The organism is Micromonospora sp. NPDC007271 (assembly GCF_040634005.1).
Classification (GTDB): domain Bacteria; phylum Actinomycetota; class Actinomycetes; order Mycobacteriales; family Micromonosporaceae; genus Micromonospora.
Genome location: NZ_JBEYER010000029.1, coordinates 3,968 through 18,242 on the forward strand (window position 1 = coordinate 3,968; position 14,275 = coordinate 18,242).

At 73.8% G+C, this 14,275-nt stretch carries 12 protein-coding genes; 8 read left to right on the forward strand and 4 right to left on the reverse strand.

Translation table 11 applies throughout. The features are described 5' to 3' along the window. Nucleotides 1–137: 137 nt before the first annotated feature. Nucleotides 138–653, reverse strand: coding sequence for a MaoC family dehydratase (locus ABZ570_RS13110; protein ID WP_358061501.1), 516 nt, complete (start codon nucleotides 651–653; stop codon nucleotides 138–140). 547 nt (nucleotides 654–1,200) lie between these two features. On the opposite strand from ABZ570_RS13110, the gene trxA reads away from it, so the two are divergent. From trxA to ABZ570_RS13125, 3 genes are all read left to right on the forward strand, one after another. Beyond that, nucleotides 1,201–1,563, forward strand: a complete 363-nt coding sequence (trxA, locus tag ABZ570_RS13115; RefSeq protein ID WP_358061504.1) for a thioredoxin — start codon at nucleotides 1,201–1,203, stop codon at nucleotides 1,561–1,563. 146 nt (nucleotides 1,564–1,709) lie between these two features. After that, nucleotides 1,710–2,150 carry a hypothetical protein gene (locus ABZ570_RS13120; protein WP_358061507.1) on the forward strand — a complete coding sequence of 147 codons (441 nt, stop codon included), beginning with the start codon at nucleotides 1,710–1,712 and terminating at the stop codon, nucleotides 2,148–2,150. Next, nucleotides 2,147–3,049, forward strand: coding sequence for an MFS transporter permease (locus tag ABZ570_RS13125; RefSeq protein ID WP_358061510.1), 903 nt, complete (start codon nucleotides 2,147–2,149; stop codon nucleotides 3,047–3,049). The genes ABZ570_RS13120 and ABZ570_RS13125 overlap by 4 nt, the downstream gene beginning before the upstream one ends. Here the strand turns inward: ABZ570_RS13125 and ABZ570_RS13130 are convergent. The 3 genes from ABZ570_RS13130 to ABZ570_RS13140 form a co-directional block, all read right to left on the reverse strand. After that, nucleotides 2,963–4,429 (reverse strand): dynamin family protein, encoded by a 1,467-nt coding sequence (locus ABZ570_RS13130; RefSeq protein WP_358061513.1) that lies wholly within the window; start codon nucleotides 4,427–4,429, stop codon nucleotides 2,963–2,965. The two genes, ABZ570_RS13125 and ABZ570_RS13130, sit on opposite strands and share 87 nt — an antisense overlap. Further along, nucleotides 4,426–6,288 carry a dynamin family protein gene (locus ABZ570_RS13135; protein WP_358061516.1) on the reverse strand — a complete coding sequence of 621 codons (1,863 nt, stop codon included), beginning with the start codon at nucleotides 6,286–6,288 and terminating at the stop codon, nucleotides 4,426–4,428. The genes ABZ570_RS13130 and ABZ570_RS13135 overlap by 4 nt, the downstream gene beginning before the upstream one ends. Nucleotides 6,289–6,399: 111 nt before the next feature. After that, nucleotides 6,400–7,314: an IniB N-terminal domain-containing protein gene (locus ABZ570_RS13140; protein ID WP_358061519.1), complete on the reverse strand. Its 915-nt coding sequence runs from the start codon at nucleotides 7,312–7,314 to the stop codon at nucleotides 6,400–6,402. A gap of 286 nt (nucleotides 7,315–7,600) precedes the next feature. Here ABZ570_RS13140 and ABZ570_RS13145 point away from each other — a divergent pair, with 286 nt between their 5' ends. Genes ABZ570_RS13145 through ABZ570_RS13165 form a run of 5 tightly spaced genes read left to right on the forward strand, consistent with a single transcriptional unit; the run spans nucleotide 7,601 to nucleotide 14,258 of the window. Beyond that, nucleotides 7,601–8,872: an Hsp70 family protein gene (locus ABZ570_RS13145; protein ID WP_358061522.1), complete on the forward strand. Its 1,272-nt coding sequence runs from the start codon at nucleotides 7,601–7,603 to the stop codon at nucleotides 8,870–8,872. Between the two features lie 5 nt (nucleotides 8,873–8,877). After that, on the forward strand, nucleotides 8,878–11,457 hold the full coding sequence (locus tag ABZ570_RS13150) for a LuxR C-terminal-related transcriptional regulator (RefSeq protein ID WP_358061525.1): 2,580 nt from the start codon (nucleotides 8,878–8,880) through the stop codon (nucleotides 11,455–11,457). A gap of 43 nt (nucleotides 11,458–11,500) precedes the next feature. Continuing rightward, nucleotides 11,501–13,453: a nitrate- and nitrite sensing domain-containing protein gene (locus ABZ570_RS13155; RefSeq protein ID WP_358061528.1), complete on the forward strand. Its 1,953-nt coding sequence runs from the start codon at nucleotides 11,501–11,503 to the stop codon at nucleotides 13,451–13,453. After that, a complete protein-coding gene (locus ABZ570_RS13160; RefSeq protein ID WP_358061531.1) occupies nucleotides 13,454–13,900 on the forward strand; it encodes a roadblock/LC7 domain-containing protein in 447 nt (148 codons plus the stop codon). Then, entirely contained in the window at nucleotides 13,878–14,258 is a 381-nt protein-coding gene (locus tag ABZ570_RS13165) for a DUF742 domain-containing protein (protein WP_358061534.1), read from the forward strand. Before ABZ570_RS13160 ends, ABZ570_RS13165 begins: the two co-directional genes overlap by 23 nt. The last annotated feature ends 17 nt before the right edge of the window (nucleotides 14,259–14,275 follow it).

Here is a 14,275-nt window from a genome sequence, read left to right on the forward strand (position 1 = left end):
GAGGCACCCACGCGCTGAGCCTGTTGATTCGCTCGCTGCGCTCGCTCATGGGACCTCCGGCGCCAGCATATGCCCCGAAACGCACGTCAGGCCCCTGCCACTCGGATCGGAAGGGGCCTGGCGTCGCGGATCGGGCGTCAGCGCGGCTCGGGGAAGCTGGGCCGCTCCGGGTCGACGCCCTCGGGCACAGCCGCGGCGGCGTACTCCTTCTTGGGGACCATCACCTTGCGGCGGAAGACGCAGACCAGGGTGCCGTCCTGGTTGTAGCCCCGGGTCTCCACGGCCACCACGCCCCGGTCCGGCTTCGAGGCGGACTCCCGCTTGTCCAGCACTGTCGTCTCGCCGTAGATGGTGTCGCCGTGGAAGGTCGGGGCGACGTGCCGCAGCGACTCGACCTCCAGGTTGGCGATCGCCTTGCCGCTGACGTCCGGCACCGACATGCCCAGCAGCAGCGAGTAGATGTAGTTGCCGACCACCACGTTGCGCTTGAACTGGGTCGCCGACCCGGCGTAGTGGGCGTCCATGTGCAGCGGGTGGTGGTTCATGGTGAGCAGGCAGAAGAGGTGGTCGTCGTACTCGGTGACCGTCTTCCCCGGCCAGTGCCGGTAGACCGCACCGACCTCGAACTCCTCGTAGTAGCGGCCGAACTGCATCCTTGTCCCCCTTCGACGGGCGGCGATGGAGTTCGGCACAGCATGCCTTACCGCGTGTTAAGTCGACGCCGAGGGCACGGCCAGCCAGGAAATGTCACACCCGGATCGATCGGGGTGGAGACGCAATGAGCGGCGGGGCCCTCCCCGGCACCCGCCGCCCACGCTCTGATGCGAGAGATTCTGCCGTACGGCGACCCCACATCGACAGAGACGGAGGTCACATTTACCTTTTTGTAACAACACTCTGAGTGACGGGCGGCCACCCCGAAAGCGATCTCCAGGCCCCGGATAGCTCCATGTCAAGCGACAAATTGACGTTCCGCGTCAGGCGCTCGCCGCGATCTCCCTGGAAGCGCTCCCATCACCTGTCGTCACGCAAGTGCGACATGCACTTGCGTTCCACACAACCGCGTTGAGAGATTAAGCTCGGCGGATCGGAGCGTGATCGCGTCGTTGCGGAGCGTTTCGTCGCGTACGTCACGGGAATTGGACGACATCGGCCCTGGTTCCACTGGACGTAGGCAATCCGCGCTGATCGGAGAGAGCAATGGCAACGGTTGAGCTGACCACGGCCAACTTCGAAGAGGTCACCGAACGCGACGGCATCGTCCTGCTCGACTTCTGGGCCGACTGGTGCGGCCCGTGCAAGCGCTTCGCCCCGGTCTACGAGCGCTCGTCCGAGAAGCACCCGGACATCGTCTTCGGCAAGGTCGACACCGAGGCGGAGCAGGAGCTGGGGGCCAAGTTCAACATCCGCTCGATCCCCACCGTGATGGCGATCAAGGATGGCGTGATCGTCTACGCCCGGCCCGGCGCCCTGCCCGAGTCCGCGCTGGAGAACCTGATCGAGCAGGTCGAGAAGCTGGACATGGACGAGGTCCGCGAGAAGATGGCCACGCACGAGCACTGAGTCACCACCAACTCCTGAGCCGGCCGGGTCCCCTCACCCTGGGGCCCGGCCGGCGCCGTCTCCACAGCCAACTGCCGACACGGTCAGCGCCAACTGGACGACGGACGGACCCTCCCGGTGGTCCGATCCCGTATCGTGACCAGCCGATGGAGACCTTGACCACCCGCGGGCGAGCGGTCCGGCTGGGCGCCACCGTGCTCGGGTTGGCGCTGCTCCTCGCCGGCACCCTCCGGGGCACGGACGACGACTTCCCCTTCGGGCCGTTCCGGATGTACTCCACCTCCGACCCGCCGGACGCGCCCGCGCCGGACACCCGGGTCGAGGGTGTCGACCGCACCGGCGCGGTGGTCGCACTGGGCCAGGACGCCACGGGCATCCGCCGCGCCGAGATCGAGGGCCAGCAGAGCCGCTACATCGCCGACCCGAGCCGGCTGCGCCGGGTCGCCGACGCGTACGCCGAGCGCCACCCCGCCGCCCCCGAGCTGGTCGAGGTCCGCATCGTGGTCCGCTGGTACGACATCCAGGGCGGACGCCCCACCGGTCGCTGGACCGACCAGACCGCCGTACGCTGGCAGGCCATCCCGTGACCAGCTGGCTGACCGAGGCGGTCCCGCGCGGCCGGGTGGCCGCCTTCCGCACCCTCGTCTACCTCTTCGTCGCCGCCGATCTGGTCGTCTTCACGCCCTGGGTACGCAGCCGGGTCGACGTACCCGGAGACCTCTACCAGCCGCTGCTGATCGGCCGGCTGCTGCCGCTGCCCACGCCCACCCCGGCACTGGTCGGCGTGATCTTCTGGCTGCTGCTGGCGCTCTCCCTGCTCGCCGCGACCGGGCGGGCGCCCCGGCTGCTCGGCTGGGCGGTCTTCGCGCTCTACTTCGAGTGGATGATCGTCGCGATGAGCTACGGCAAGGTCGACCACGACCGGTTCGGGCTGCTCGTCGCACTGGCCGTCCTGCCCACCGCCGGGCGGGCCCGGCACGGCGATCCCACCCGTACCGAGGCGGGCGGCTGGGCGCTGCGGGTCACCCAGATCGCGGTGATCTGCACGTACTTCCTGGCCGCCTGGGCGAAGTTCCGCTTCGGCGGCCTGGACTGGGCGACCGGCTCGGTGCTGGCCCGGGCGATCATCCGGCGCGGCACCGACCTGGCCGACCTGATCGCCCAGGTGCCGCACCTGCTGATCGTCGCCCAGTGGGGCATCATCGCCTTCGAGCTGCTCAGCCCGCTGGTCTTCGTGCTGCCCCAGCGGTGGCGGTTCGCCGCGGTGGGCTTCTTCTACTCGTTCCACCTGGTGACCATCGCGACGATCACCATCTCGTTCGCCCCGCACCTGGTGGCCATGACCTGCTTCCTGCCGCTGGAGCGGGTCCGCCCGCTCAGCCTGCTCCGCCGTCGACGGTCACCGGCCCCCCTCGGCCAGCTCGGCGATCATCCCCTCGCAGCTGCGGACGACGACCTCGGCCCCGCGCCGCTGGCTCAGCCGTAGCAGCGGGTCCTCCGCGCGGCTACGCCACCGCCACTGCGCCTCGGCGGCGACCTCCCACAGCCGCTGGGCGGTCGCGTCGTGCTCGACGCCGAGCCGGGCCGCCAGACCGACCCCGTCGCCACCGATCAGCCGCTGCGCCTCGGCGGCCAGTTCGGCGTCGAAGCCGAGCCGGCTGCTCCGCAGCGCGGCGAGCAGCCGCAGCTCACGGAACTCGTGCGCCCCGACCAGGATCTGCTCGACCCGGCCGAGCAGCTCGTCCGTGCCCCGGCCCGGCTCCGCCCGCAGCAGCGCCTCGACGGCGACCAGCGCCGACCGCGCCTTGAGCGTGTCCCGCCGGTCGATGAGGAGCCGGGCCATCGCCTCACGCAGCTCGGTCAGGCCACTGCGCCGGATCAGCTCGGCGGAGAGCCTCGCCCGGCTGTCGCAGCCGGCCCGGACCAGCGTGGTGGCCAGCCGGAGCCCGACGAGCCCTAGCCGGTCCACCAGCGCGGCCCGGCTCTCGGCGTCCAGCCGCAACGGCACGTCGCCGCGGACGAAGCGATCCGCGGAGAGCAGGTGCGGCTCCAGCTCCGGCCGCGGCAACCGGGCCAGCTCCGCGAGCACGGCGAAGTCCGACTCGCTGAGAATCCGGCCGGCCAGGCCGAGCAGTCCGCTGCACGCGACGGCATTCGCGCAGAGCGCGTTCACCCGGGGGTCGCGCTGCTGCCGCCGGGCCAGCTGGCGGGCGCTGACCAGGCCGTCGATCCGCCCGCCACCGGTCTCGTCCGCCCGGGACAGCACCATGATCACGTGCACCGCGGCGGCCTGCCCGACGGCGCTCTCCCGGCCGGTCTCCAGCACCCGCAGGTCGCTGTCGCGGCCGTCGCGGGTCAGGTACAGCACCGCGTCCGCCTCCCGCAGGATCCGGTCCATCACCGGCGCCCGCCCCTGCTCGTCGACGCCGGTGGGCGGCGTGTCGATCAGGGTCACCTGCCGCAGCGTACGGGTGGGCCACCGCACCACGATGTCGCGCAACTCGCCCGCCCGCCAGCCGACGAGGTCCACCCGCATCCCGGTCGCCGACTTGACGATCGCCAGCTCCTGCGGCGGGTGGCTGGTCGAGTGGGCGGTGGCGTTCGGCTGGGCGCCGTCCTCGTACCAGGTGAAGACGTCGCTGCCGTCCACGCCCTCGACCGGGGCGACCTCCTCGCCCATGATCGCGTTCAGCAGGGTCGACTTGCCGGACCGCCACGGGCCCGCGATCGCGATCCGCAGCGGCTGCTCCAGCCGGGCCAGCTGGTACCGCAGGTGGTCCGTCGCCCGCGGGCTGTCCCGGTAGAGCTGGAGGGCCTGGTTCAGCAGCCCCCACACCGCCTCGTCCAGCCGCAGCCCGACGGTCATGCCCGGGGTCCCAACGACGCCGGGGCGGGCCGGGACCCGGTCAGCTGCTGGGCCTGCTCGAAGAGGCCGGCCAGCCGGGTCATCTTCGCCCGGATCTCCCGCTGCCGCTGCTCGCGGACCGCCGCCTCGGTGTCGGCGGCCTGCTTGGCGCTGCGGAACGACTGGATGATGGCCTCCTGCAGCTCCTCGGTCAGCGCGGTGAAGTGGTCCCGGAGCATCCGCTGAACCTGCCGGACGGCCTCCCGACGGTCCTTGGTGACCTGCACGAAGAAGTCGTCGACGTGCCGCTGGATCGCCGTCTTGACGACCGCCTGCCGGCGGCGGAGCAGCTGTCTGCTCTCGTCGCGGATGCTCTTGCCGCCCAACAGGGCGCCGACGCCGACCGAGAGCGGGTTGATCATCGACATTCCGGCCAGGGTCGTCGCCAGACCGACCATCAGCAGGCCGCCGTACGAGCCCCGCATGCCGGTGAGCAGCTTCTGGCTCGGGGTGAACCGGTCGATGTGTGGCCGTTCGATCTCCGGCAGCCGGTCGCCGAGGTCCGCCGGCGTCGCCATCGACCACGGCGGCAGCACGTCAGCCCCGTACCGGGCGAAGGTGGCGGCCACCCGGCGGGTGGCCCAGTCGCAGCGCTGGACCAGCCATTCGTGGTTCGCCTCCGCCGCCTCCACCAGGCTGCGCTCCAGCCACTCCTGGAAGACGTCCCAGCTGACCAACGGGTCGGCGGTGTCGAACGCCTCCTCGACCGTACGCAGGATCTGCCGGGTCCGGTCGCGCAGATCGTACTCGATGTCGGCGATCAGGTCGGTCATCTCGTCGGCGAGGGTGTTCTGCCACCGGGTGGTGCAGCGGCGCAGCTCGTCGACCTCCCGCTGCGCGGCGTGCAGCCGGGAGATCGGGCCGGACTGTTCCTCGGCCTCCTGGCTCGCCAGCTCGGCGCGCATCGGCGCGGCCAGCTGCTCCACCACCGTCCGGGCGGTCACGCCGACCGCGGCCCGGGCCAGGCGGTCGGACTTGCCGGCGAGGTCCTGCCGCAACCGGGCGATCAGCACGTGGAAGCCGGACTCGGCGTTGAGCTGCTTGTCGTCGGCGGCGGCGGCGCGCAGCCGCAGGGCCGCCGAGACCGGGACGACCGGTGCCGGCACGCCCGCGTCGGCCAGATGCTGTCGGTTGCGCTCGGCGACCACGCGCCAGTCCGCCACGAGATCCGTCTTGGTCTGGACCACCACCACGTTGGGATGGGACCGCGTGACGTGCAGCAGCATGGTCAGCTCGCCGGCCGAGAGTTCCCGGGTGGAGTCGGAGACCAGCAGCACGGTGTCCGCCCAGGCCGGCGCGGCGGCCGGACCGGCGGCGTTGAGCGCGGCGACCTCGTCCGCGCCCGGGGTGTCCACCAGCACCAGCCCGGCGCCGAGCAGCGCGCGGGGCAGTCCGATCTCGACGTGCGCGGCACCGCCGCCGGGCCGCCGGCCGAGCGCGGCGGCCACCCCTGCGGCGACCTGGTCCAGCGCTACCGGGATCCGTTCGCCGGTCACCGGGACCATGGTGCCGACGGACCGGCCCGGGGCCGACGGCGGTGGTGCGTGCACCACGGCGGCCGAGGGTACCTCGGCGTGCTGCACCACGGTCGGTAGCAGCGTGGTGCGGCCGTCGCCGACCGGGCAGGCCGGCGCGTTGACGATGGCGTTGATCAACTGACTCTTGCCCTGGTGCGACTCCCCGATGACCAGTACGCGCAGCTTGGGGTCCAGCAACTGGGCCCGCTTCTGTCGCACCGTCTGGAGCAGGTCGCCTCGCCCGTGTGCGCTGCACGTACGAGCGATCTCGTCGAGCACGTCCAACCAGATCGCCGTGACCACGCACCAAGTGTGCTGATTTCGGGCCAATTATCAAGAGGGCCGGAAACCAGAACGGGAACGGGAGGCCGGATCGCCGTGGCGATCCGGCCTCCCGTCGCTACCGACTCCTGGTCAGAGCAGACCGCCCAGCAGGCCGCCGTCGGACGAGACGTGTGCGTCACCCTGGACGGTCGCGTCCCCGTGGACGCTGGAGTGGCCGGTCACCCCTGCCGTGAGGCCGCCGCCGACCGTGCCGGTGACGCCGCTGACCGTGCCGGTCACGCCGGACAGGGCGCCGTCCACCTGCTGCGTGACACCGTCCACGGTGGCCGGCACGTGCACCGGCGGAACCACACCGCCGGCATCGCCGGGCAGGCCGAGCCCGCCCAGGGGGTTGTCGACGCCGAGCGACCCGACGAGGCCGTTGATCTGGGCCTGCGTACCGGGCAGGACGCCCAGGTCACCGCCGAGCACGTCCCCGCCGGACATCAGTCCGTCGGTGGCGCCGACCGGGTTGCCGACCGTGCCGGCGAGGTCGCCGACGGCGGGGTCGGCCACGGTGTCCACCGCGCCCACCACATCCGAGTCGAGGGTGTACGCCACGTCGTGCACCCCGATCAGGTCGGTCGCCAGGCCACCCGGCCCGATGCCCACGCCGATGCCCGGCAGCACGGCCGCCCCGGCGTAGAAGCCGGCCGGGTCCACCGCGATGGCGCCGAGCGCCCCGGCCGAGGCGTCCACGCCGGAGTGGGAGCTGCTGACGTTGATCTGGTACGGCACCGCCTGGACCTGGCCCACCACGGCGGCGGCGTCGGCCGCGAGCGGGTCGAGCCCGAGCTGCTCGGCCGCCGGGGCCAGCGGCCCGAGGCCCGCGCCGGGGGCGTAGTCGACCACCAGCGGGACCACGTCCCGCACGTCGGCGGCCGTGACGTCGGTGAGCCCTGCGGCCTGCAGCGCACCCTCCGGGTCGAGGTCGAAGGCCGACCGCGCGTCGGGGTCGGTGAGCAGGTTGAGCACAAAGTCGTGCAGGGTCTGGTGCGAATCCATGCGGGCTCTCCTCGAACGTAGCGTCAGCACCGTCGTGCCTCGACAACGACGTTATGGCCGGGGGCCGACGTCGGCATCGGGGAGCCGCCCGCAACCGGCCGGGCCCGATTAGGGCCTTCGCCCGCTCCACCGTTAGGGGGACAGGGGGAGCCGGTCCGGCCAGAGTTAGGGTACCGGGCCGGGATCCAAGTCTGGTACGAACGTAGGAGCCCACGGGGCTCGCCGGGGGTGGGTAGCCGCGGTGCCGGCACCGTCGCCAGGGCCACTCGCGGTGGAGGAAGAAAACATGCCGTACGTCCTGGGAATGGACATCGGAAGCAGCGGTACGGGTGCCGCCGTCGCCCGGTGGCGGGGCGGGACCTGGGCCCGACCCGACGTGGTCGCGCTCGGTGCCAGGTCGACCGTCGTACCGTCCGTGCTGCACCTGTCGCCGGACGGGTCACTCGCGGTCGGCGAGCCGGCCATCGACGATCCTGGTCGCACCAGCCGGGATTTCGTCCGCCGCATCGGCGACGACGTGCCCGTGCTGCTCGGCGGCGAGCCGTGCCCGCCGCAGACGCTGATCGCGGAACTGGCCGCGTGGGTGGTGGAGCAGGTCTCGGCCCGGGAGGGCGGGCTCGCCGAGGCGGTCGTGCTCAGCCATCCCGCGGGGTGGGGCCCCCACCGGCGCGAACTGCTGCACCGGGCACTGTGGGACCTCGACCTGCGCAACGTGACGCTGCTCCCCCGCCCGGTCACGGTGGCCGAGAGCCACGCGGCCCGGGGTTTCGCGGGCACGACGGCTGCGGTCTACGCCCTGGGCGGCAACACCTTCGAGGCGGCCCTGGTCCGGCGCAGCCCGCGCGGCACGTTCGAGGCGTTCGGCCTGCCGCAGGGGCTGGCACCGTTCGGCGGCACCGACTTCGACGAGGCGCTCGCCGACCACGTCCGTACCGTGCTCGGCGGGGAGTTCGCGGGCACCGCGCAGCAGGAGACGTACCCGACGTCGCGCGGGCTGATGCCGGAGTGCGAGCGGGTCAAGCGGGAGCTCAGCGTCGCTACCGAGACCGACGTCATGTTGGCCCTGCCGACGGGGCAGGTCCGGATACCGGTGACCCGGGCACAGTTCGAGGACATGATCCGGCCGGCGGTACGGGCGACCGTCGACCTGCTGGCGCGTACCGTGCACTCCGCCGGCCTGGCGCCGGCGGAGCTCGACGGCATCCTCCTCGCCGGCGGCTCCGCCCGGATCCCGCTGGTCACCGAACTCCTGGCCGCGGCCCTTCCCGTTCCCGTCGAGACGGAGCCCGACCCCCAGCTGACCGCCGCCACCGGAGCGGCGCTCGCCGCCTGCCAGGTGGTCTCACCACGCCCTCGCCGGCCGGAGCCGGCACCGGCCGCCATGCCGGTCAGCGGCGCCGGACGGGCCGAGGGACCCGTCCCGGCACGGCGGCACCCCGAGCACGACACCGCCGTCCACGGCGAGCCACCACCCCGCCCCCCGGTCCGGATCACCCCGCTGAACCTGCCGAAGCCGTCCCGCCTGGCGCTGGCCCGCGGGCGGGGGCGCGAAGGATGACGATCATGATCATGAGTAGCGTGGCGGAGACCCGGCTGGTGCTGGGCGAAGGACCGACGGCCCTGCTGGACGGAATCGCGATGGACCCCGGGCGTCCGCTCGCCGTCGGCGTGACGGGCCCCGGCGGCCACGGAAAGAGCGCCCTGCTCACGGAGCTGGCCCGGGCCCACCGGCGAGCCGGCGCCACGGTGCTGGACGCCGCCCCGGACCCGTCCGACCCGGTCGACCCCGAGGCGGTGCTGCTGGTCGACGACGCGCACCTGCTCGACGACGCACGTCTCGACACGCTGCGCCGGCTGGTGGTCACCCGCCGACACCGGCTGCTGGTCGGCTACCGTCCGTGGCCCCGGTCGGCGGCGCTGGCCGAGCTGGCCGACGCGTTCAAACGGGACGGGCAGCAGGTCGTGCTCACCCCGTTCACCCCGAAGCAGACCGGGGCCTATCTCGCCGGTGTCCCCGAGCTGGGCCAGCGGAGCGACCTGGTCGCCTTCGTGCACGCGCAGACCGGCGGCGTCCCCCGGGACGTCGAGCGGCTGGTCCACGGGCTGCGCGGGCAGGAGAACCCGATGGCCGTCTCGGCCGAGCCGCCCCGGCCGGTGGTGCTCCAGTTCGGGCCGGATCTGGAGGAGCTGGCACCCGACGTCCGGCGGCTGCTGCTGGCCGTCGCCGCCGGCGTACCACTGCCGATGGACCTGCTCGGCCCGTTGCTCGACCAGGCGCCCGAGGCGGTGGACGAGCTGCTCGCGGCCACCCGGGCGGCCGGCCTGCTCGGCGCCGACGGTCGGCTCTCACCGATCGTGCGGCGGGCCGTCATCGCGCTCAGCCCGGCCACCGAACGCACCACGGTCTGGCGTCGGCTCACCGAGTTGCAGCTCGGCCGCGGCGCGCCGGTGCTCCCGCTGGTCCTCTCCCTGCGCGCGTCCGGGGTGCTCGGCGACTGTCCGGCCCCGGCCCTGGCGGCGGCAGCCGAGGAGGCGTTGGGCGGGGATCCCCCGCTCGCGGCCGACCTGTTCGCCGCGGCCACGGCGGCGGGGCTGCCGGCCGGCACCCGCCACGCGGTCGCCGCCGCGGTCGCCGGCGACCTGGACACCGCCCTCCGGTTGGCGGACCGGATGCTCTCGGCGGCCGTCCCCGGCGACCGCGCGGAGGCGGCGGCGGTAGCCGCGACGGCGCTGGCGCACCGCGGCCAGGTGGGCCGCAGCGTCGAGCTGTACCGGTGGGCGGGCAACGTCCCGTCCGCGGCGTTCGCCGCCATCGGAGCGCTCGCCCTCGGCCGCTCGACCCCCGGGGCGGAGGCGCCCGGAGACGACCCGGCCGGCGGGCCACCCACGCTGCACGCCAGCGCCGCCCGGCTGATGGCCGAGGGGATCCGGGAGAGCCTCAGCGGACCGCCGACCGCCGCGCTCTCCACGCTGGTGCAGGCAGCTGCGCTGCTGGAACCGGACGGGCGGGCGGCGCTCCTGCCGGACAGTCCGGCCGCGCTCGCCGCGTTGACCGCGATCCACTGTGCCGAGTTGGACATCGCCGAGGGCGTGCTGGACCGCGCCGTGACGGCCGGCATCGGCGGGCCGCTGATGGCCCGCCGGCACCAGTTGCTACAGGCGTGGATCCGGATGATCCGGGGCCACACGGCCGCCGCGGCCGAGTGCCTCGCCACGGTGGCCGCCGACGACCGGCCACTGGAGTCACGCGACCTGCTACTCGCCACCGCGCTCCAGCTGGGTGTCGCCCGGCGCAACAGCGACCTCGCCACGCTCCAGCGCGGCTGGGGGCCGGCGCTGGAAGCGGTGGTGCGGCACCCGGTCGACCTGTTCACGTTGCTGCCCCTGGGCGAGCTCGCGGTCGCGGGCGCACGGTTGGGCGATCTGCCCCGGCTGGAGCCCTACCTGCGGGAGGCCTGGCTGCTGCTGGACCGGCTCGGCGCTCCGGCACTGTGGAGCGCGCCGCTGCACTGGACCGGGCTGCACGCCGCGATTCTGACCGAGGAGCGGGCCGCGGCCGACGAGCACCTCGCCGCCCTGCGCGCCTCGGCCGACCACAGTCGATACGCCGCGGTGGTCGCCGCGGCCGCCGCGAGCTGGGTCGAGGTGTTGCGCGGCGTGGTCGACCCGGTGCGGGTGGAGGCCGCCGCCCGTGGGCTGCACGACGCCGGACTGTGCTGGGACGCCGCCCGCCTCGCCGGACAGGCCGCGATCCGCACCTCGGACCGGCGGGCGATGACCAGCCTGCTGGAGTGCGCCCGACTGTTCCAGGGACGGCCGGGCGCCCTCAGGGGTGGGCAGCCCCCAACGGCCGACGACGGGGGCGGCCCACCGGTCGCCAATGCCCTCACCGGACCCGCGCAGAGCCGGCTCAGCGAGCGCGAACACGAGGTGGCCGAGCTGGTGCTGGCCGGGCTGACCTACCGGGAGATCGGTGATCGGCTCTTCATCTCAGCGAAGACGGTGGAGCACCACATGGCCCGGATGCGGTCCCGGTTGGACTGCGCCAACCGGGCGGAGCTGCTGGCCCTGCTGCGCACCATCGTCGCCGACCGGTCGAGCACACCGGGTCGGCAGGCGCGGCCGGAACGGGTCGCGCGGTGAGCCGATGGTGCGGCGGTGGTCGGCGGAACGGGCGGAGCGGCACGTGAGGCAGGGCGATGACGAACGGATCCGGCTGAAGCTCGTCGCGCTGGCGGCCCTGCTGATCACCCTCTGGTCGTACGGGGCGTACCTGACCGGCCGGGACGCCGCCGATCTGGTCCGGGTCCGGGCCCTGGCGGACAGCCTCGGCCAGCCCACCGACCTGCTGATCCTCCACCTGCAGGCGGAACGCCGGCTCACCGCCGAGACGATCGCCGGCGGCGGACGGGCGCAGGCCGAGCTGGCCGGGGCACGGGCCCGCACCGACCGGGCGGCCGCCCCGGTGCGGGCGTTCACCGACGGTCACGACCTGCGGCTGCTCACCGCGGGCGCGGTCCGGGACCGGGCGAGCGAGCTGGTCCGGCGGTTGACCGGGCTGGCCACGCTGCGGTCCGAGGTGGACGCGGGGCGGCTCGACCGGCCCGGCGCGGTGGTCCGGTACGACCGGCTGATCGACGCCGCCTTCGCCGTGTACGGCCCGGAATGGGGCGGCCACGAGACCGCGCTGGCCGGCGAGACCCGATCGGTCATCGCGCTGGCCCGGGCCCGCGAGTTGCTCGCCCGCGAGGACACGCTGCTCACCGCCGCGCTGGCCGGAGGTGCGATCAGCGCCGACGAGTGGCGCCACCTGGCCGAGCTGGTGGCCAACCAGCGGTACGCCCGGACGGCGGCGGTCGCCGAACTGCCGGTCGCCGGCCGGGAGCAGTACCGGCGACTGGTGGAGGGGCCGCGGTTCGCCGGACTGCTCGGGCTGGAGGACCGGCTGCTACGGGCGGAAGGTGCCGGCATCCCGGCCGGGATCAGCGGACTGAGCTGGCGATCCGCGGTCGACCCGGCCCTGGACGGGCTGCGCGAGTTGGTGATCAGCACCGCGCGCGCCAGCGTCGAGCGGGCCGCCCCCGGGGCCGCGTTGGTGATCGCGCGAACCGGCGCGGTGGTGGGGCTCGGCCTCATCGCGCTGCTCGTCACGCTGATCGGGTGGTCGGGCGCCGTCCGTCGGCTGGCCACCGGGCGGCACCGACTCGACGGGCCGGGCGGGCTCGACCCGGCGGAGACCCAGGTGCTGCCGCAGCCCGCCGGTGCGGCGGACCCCGCCACCCGCGAGTTGTTCCTGCGACTCACCCAACGCAACCAGGTCCTGCTGCGCGACCAGCTCGACCTGCTCGACACGATGGAGCGGCGCGAGCGCTCGGCGGAGGAGATCGGCGACCTGTTCCGGCTCGACCACCTCGCCACCAGGATCCGGCGCAACGTGGAGAAGCTGGTCACGCTCGCCGGTGCGGCACCGGCCCGCCGCTGGCGGCGTCCGGTGCCGCTGCTCGACGTGGTCCGTGGGGCGGTCGCCGAGGTGCCGGACTACCACCGGGTCCTGGTCGCACCGCACTGGCCATGGTCGCTCGCGGGTTCCGGGGTGACCGACGTCGTCCACCTGCTGGCCGAGCTGATCGAGAACGGGTTGGCCTGCTCGCCGGAGCAGACCACCGTCCGGATCGCCGGTGAGCACGGGCCCCGGGGCTGCTCCGTGGTGATCGTCGACGACGGGCCCGGCCTGGCCGCCGTCGCGCTGACCGAGGCGAACGAGCTGCTCTCCCACCCACCGTCGGACGGCCCGCCCCGCGGCCACGCCGGGCTGTACGTCGCCGCCCTGCTCGCCGCCCGCTGCGGCGCCCGGGTCTCCCTGCGCCCCGGCCCGCGCGGCGGGACCGCCGCCGTCGTCCTGCTCCCGGTCGGCCTGGTCACCGGGGCCGGACCCGGAGGCGGCCCGGTTGCCAATGGGGCGGTGTCGTTTCCGGCGCAGGCGGGTACCGGGTACCCGCGGGCCTCGTCAGCGGTGCCCGCCGACAGCGGCGGGCTACCGAACCGGGTCCGCCGTCCCCGCACACCCCGGCCCGCACCGGGCACCATCGCCTCGGACACCGTCGAGATGCCGCTCGGCCAGAGCAGCGAGAGGACCTGAATGCCTCATCCAGTGGTCACCATCGACAACCTGACCACGGCCCTGGACGGCCTGGTCGACCGGGTGCCCGGGGCGGAGTGCGCCGTGGTCCTCTCCCCGGACGGGCTGCTGCTCGGCCGATCCGGGAACGTGGCGGACGAGCTGGCCGAACAGGTCTCCAGCGTGGTCAGCGGCCTGTACGCGTTGGGGCGAGCCGCCGGCCGGGTGTGCGACGCGGGTAGCCTCCGGCAGGTCGTCGTGCAGATGTCCCGGGCATTCGTCTTCGTTGCCACCACCCGGGGCGGAGCGATCCTCACCGTGCGGATGGGCGGTGACGCCGACGTCGGCGAGATGGCGTACGAGGTGGCGCTCTTCGCGGCGCAGGCCGAGCGGGACCTGCCCGTGTACCTCGAGCCGGCCCGGCTCGCGACTGGCGGGGACAGCGGTGCCGACCACCGGCGATCATGACGAGGCGTGGTACGACGACGAGGCCGGACCGGTGGCCCGCCCGTACACGGTGACGGGTGGGCGCATCGCGCCCGACCAGGGCCAACTCGACGTCATCTCCCTGGTGGTGGCCCGCCGGGCGGCCCCCACCCCCGGACGGCTCTACCCTGAGCAGGCTCGGATCGTCGAGCGGTGCCAGCGTCCACTGTCGGTCGCGGAGGTCGCCGCCGAGCTGGATCTGCCGTTGGGTACCGTCCGGGTACTGCTCGGCGATCTGCTGGGGGCCGGGCTGATCGAGATGCACGATCCGCCGACGCTGTCGTCGCGGCCATCGAAGGAACTGCTTGAGGCGCTACTCGCCGGGCTCCAGGCGCTCTGACCGGCGCCGGCCGCCAC

Excerpts from the sequence above, each read along its gene's own strand:
- ABZ570_RS13160 (WP_358061531.1), top strand. The coding sequence starts at position 13,454 with ATGCCTCATCCAGTGGTCACCATCGACAACCTGACCACGGCCCTGGAC.
- ABZ570_RS13110 (WP_358061501.1), bottom strand. The coding sequence starts at position 653 with ATGCAGTTCGGCCGCTACTACGAGGAGTTCGAGGTCGGTGCGGTCTAC.
- ABZ570_RS13150 (WP_358061525.1), top strand. The coding sequence starts at position 8,878 with ATGATCATGAGTAGCGTGGCGGAGACCCGGCTGGTGCTGGGCGAAGGA.
- ABZ570_RS13140 (WP_358061519.1), bottom strand. The coding sequence starts at position 7,314 with ATGGATTCGCACCAGACCCTGCACGACTTTGTGCTCAACCTGCTCACC.
- ABZ570_RS13145 (WP_358061522.1), top strand. The coding sequence starts at position 7,601 with ATGCCGTACGTCCTGGGAATGGACATCGGAAGCAGCGGTACGGGTGCC.
- trxA (WP_358061504.1), top strand. The coding sequence starts at position 1,201 with ATGGCAACGGTTGAGCTGACCACGGCCAACTTCGAAGAGGTCACCGAA.
- ABZ570_RS13130 (WP_358061513.1), bottom strand. The coding sequence starts at position 4,429 with ATGACCGTCGGGCTGCGGCTGGACGAGGCGGTGTGGGGGCTGCTGAAC.
- ABZ570_RS13120 (WP_358061507.1), top strand. The coding sequence starts at position 1,710 with ATGGAGACCTTGACCACCCGCGGGCGAGCGGTCCGGCTGGGCGCCACC.